The 3,592-nt window shown below is 64.0% G+C and carries 3 protein-coding genes; 2 read left to right on the top strand and 1 reads right to left on the bottom strand.

Features of this window, described 5'->3' with window-relative positions; all coding sequences use genetic code 11:
* Positions 1–144: 144 nt before the first annotated feature.
* The gene (locus tag ACE3SS_RS15105) at positions 145–897 is read right to left on the bottom strand and encodes a DUF1624 domain-containing protein (RefSeq protein WP_374595367.1); all 753 of its coding nucleotides are present in this window, start codon (positions 895–897) and stop codon (positions 145–147) included.
* 62 nt (positions 898–959) lie between these two features.
* Between ACE3SS_RS15105 and ACE3SS_RS15100 the strand changes: the two genes are divergently transcribed.
* Together ACE3SS_RS15100 and ACE3SS_RS15095 are read left to right on the top strand one after the other, a co-directional pair.
* Positions 960–2,927, top strand: a complete 1,968-nt coding sequence (locus ACE3SS_RS15100) for a U32 family peptidase (RefSeq protein ID WP_374595365.1) — start codon at positions 960–962, stop codon at positions 2,925–2,927.
* Positions 2,928–3,032: 105 nt separating this feature from the next.
* The gene (locus tag ACE3SS_RS15095; protein WP_374595363.1) at positions 3,033–3,488 is read left to right on the top strand and encodes a hypothetical protein; all 456 of its coding nucleotides are present in this window, start codon (positions 3,033–3,035) and stop codon (positions 3,486–3,488) included.
* Positions 3,489–3,592 lie beyond the last annotated feature (104 nt).

Here is a 3,592-nt window from a genome sequence, read left to right as displayed (position 1 = left end):
TTCCAGCAGCCCAGCGCCTGCAGCGTCTTGTGATCCAGCATCCCGTCCTCCCGCTTCTGCCGTTACCGGCATCAGCATAAAGAACGGCTCTCAGCTGCCCACGGAATTCTTCGATGAACCTTTTTTTTGCTCCTCACACGGCGCTCAGCGCGCTACCGCCAGCACCGCCTGCAAGGCGCCGATCAGGATGGGCTGGTGGATCATGTAGAACGTGAGACTCCAACCGCCCAGGAACGCCAAGGGGCGCAGCACCTGCGGAATCGGCCCTTGCAAGACGCTCGGCCGATGCACCAGCAGCCATTGCGTCGCCGCCAAGCCAAAGAACATCACGCCGATCCAAGGCAGCACGGGCACGTAGTCTTCTGTAAACGGCTTGTGCGTCACCAGGCCCACCCAGTTGGTCAAGCGTGAGTCAAAAAGCGGGTGCTGAATCAACATCGGCAACAGCAAGGCGACCACGCTCACCGGCAGCAGCCACGCCTTGAGACCCGACACCCGCCGCGCCACGATCAGCATCACCGCCATGCCGTGCAGCACGCCGAACGAGATGAAGCGCTCGTGGAACATCAGGTAGCTGCCGGCGCTCACCAGCAAGGCACACCCCGCCACCTGCGCCCAGCGCCGCCAGAAGCGCGGCCACGTCTGCCCCTGGTGCACGGCCACCGCCTGCCCGGCCCCGGCGCACAGCAAGAAGAGCGACAAGATGCAGGTGCGCTGCACGAGCCAGACCGGGTCATCGTAAAAGTCCCAGTCGGTGACCTTGTACAGGCTCAGGTCGAAGCTGAAGTGAAAGAGCGCCATCCACACCAGCGCGAAACCACGCAAGGCGTCGAGCCGCTCGAAGCGCGACGATGAGCGAGGGGAGCCCGTTGAGCGAGAGGTTGAAGGTTGCAGCACGATGCGAACAAAGCAGCGAAAATTGACGCCCTGGATCGTACCCGCCACCTCGCCCATCCCGCATGACCACCGCCCGCCACGTCCTCGAACTCCTCGCCCCCGCCAAGACGGCTGACATCGGCATCGAGGCGGTCAACCACGGGGCCGACGCGGTCTACATCGGCGGCCCCGACTTCGGCGCGCGCGCCAGCGCCGGCAACTCGGTGGCCGACATCGAACGCCTGGTCAAGCACGCCCACCGCTTCGGCACGCAGATCTTCGTCACGCTCAACACGATCTTGCGCGACGACGAACTCGAGCCCGCGCGCCGCATGATCCAGCAGGTCTATGAGGCTGGCGCCGACGCACTCATCGTGCAAGACATGGGGCTGCTCGAACTCGACCTGCCGCCCATCCAGCTGCACGCCAGCACCCAGTGCGACATCCGCACGCCTGAAAAAGCCCGCTTTCTGCAAGACGCCGGCTTCTCACAGATCGTGCTGGCACGCGAGCTGACGCTGCAGCAGATCCAGGCCATCGCGCAGGCCACCACCTGCAACCTCGAATTTTTCATCCACGGCGCCCTGTGCGTGGCCTACAGCGGCCAATGCTTCATCAGCCACGCCCACACCGGTCGCAGCGCCAACCGGGGCGACTGCTCGCAAGCCTGCCGCCTGCCCTACAACGTGACCGACGACGCCGGCCAGATCGTCGCCTACGAGCAGCACGTGCTCTCGATGAAAGACAACAACCAGAGCGCCAACCTGCGCGCGCTGGTCAAGGCCGGCATCAGCTCGTTCAAGATCGAAGGCCGCTACAAGGACATGGGCTACGTGAAGAACATCACCGCCCACTACCGGCAACTGCTCGACGAGATCCTCGACGACCCGGCCGAGCACGGCGCCTACCAGCGCGCGTCCAGCGGTCGCTGCACCTTCTTCTTCACACCCAACCCGGACAAGAACTTCCACCGCGGCGCCACCGACTACTTCGTCAACGGCCGCCAGATGGACATCGGCGCCTTCGAGTCGCCCAAGCACGTCGGACTGCCCATCGGCTACGTCACCCAACTCGGCCCCAACTGGTTCGAGCTGGACGCCACCGAGCCGCTGCACAACGGCGACGGCCTCACCTACCCCACCCTGCAGCGCGATATCGTCGGCTTCAAGGTCAACCGCGTCGAACCCGTCAGTGCCACGGCGCCGACACTGTGGCGCGTGTTCCCGAAAGAGCCGATCGCGTCACTGAAAGACCTGCGCGCCGGCACCGAAATGAGCCGCAACGGCGACCACGCCTGGGAACAGTCCCTCACCAAGAAGTCGGCAGAACGCAAGATCGGCCTCTGGGTGCAACTGGCCGAGTCGGCCGAGGGCTTCAACCTGACCCTCACCGATGAAGATGGTCACAGCGCCACCGTGCCGCTGGTCCACGTCAAAGAGCCGGCGCAACAAGCCGAACGCGCCCTGAGCACCCTGCGCGATCATCTCGGCAAATTCGGCGCGACCGATTTCGAAGCGCGCGAGGTCTCGCTGCAGCTGAGCCAGCCTTGGTTCCTGCCCGCATCGGCCATCAACGCGCTACGGCGTGACGCCGTCCTGGCGCTCGAGTGCACCCGGCACGCCGCCTACCAACGCCCTCAGCGCGCCATCCCGGTCGATCCGCCCACGCCGTATCCCGACGACACGCTCAGCTATCTCGCCAACGTGCTCAACCACAAGGCGCGCGACTTCTACGCCAAGCACGGGGTGCGCGTCATCGACGCCGCCTACGAGGCCCACGAAGAGCTGGGCGAGGTCTCGCTGATGATCACGAAGCACTGCGTGCGCTTCAGCCTGAGCCTGTGTCCCAAACAGGCGAAAGGCGTGCAAGGAGTGCAAGGCACCGTCAAGGCCGAACCGCTCACCCTCGTCAACGGCAAAGAGCGCCTCACCTTGCGCTTCGACTGCAAGCCCTGCGAAATGCACGTGGTCGGCAAAATCAAGCGGTCGGTACTCAACCAGGTGCCCGCCCAACCGGTCGAGTTCTATCGCACCCGCCCCTCTCGCGGGTAGACAGCGTCAAAGACGCCCCGGTATGCTTACCCCGCCACCGCATCGGATCCTGCCCCAGAGCAAGACCGAGCCATGCGCAACGCACCACGTGATTCAGGGAGAAGCATGTACACCACCACCGAAGCGGGCGTCGCGCCGCGCCCCACGCTAATCGCCAGCGAGCCCGGCAGCATCTACAAAAAGTCGCCACCAGCCGACCTGCCCCCGCTGAGCATCGCCCCCGACACCTACGTCACCAAGACCCTGGCTCCCGGCCAACCCGGCACGCGTGCCTGGAGCCAACACCACGGCGCAGCCTTGGTTTGCGTGCGCTATCGCGAATCCGCCGATGGCAGCCGGCGCTACACCACCGTCGAACTGGTGGTAGATGAGCGGATCAATCGGCGACCGAAGCCGCCCCAATTGGTCAACGTGTCGGTCGACCCATATGACCAAACCATCCGCCAAAAATTGATCGCCGCCGGCGGAATTTGGGATGCACAGCAAAAAATATGGGTGATCAACCGCAGAAAGGCCCGCGCCCTGCGACTGTCCTACACGCACCAAAATGACCAGATCTAGACACCCCGATCAAGTACAGAACACCTAGATGCAAACCGTTTCCTGCGTTTAGGATTCGATACTATGACGTACATAACACGTTAGGTTGCCGAATGCATCCACTC

Origin of the sequence: Aquabacterium sp. (genome assembly GCF_041915145.1) — a bacterium.
Lineage (GTDB): Bacteria > Pseudomonadota > Gammaproteobacteria > Burkholderiales > Burkholderiaceae_C > Aquabacterium.
The sequence above is the reverse complement of the archived record's forward strand: the minus strand, read 5'-3'. Positions and strand labels throughout refer to the sequence as shown.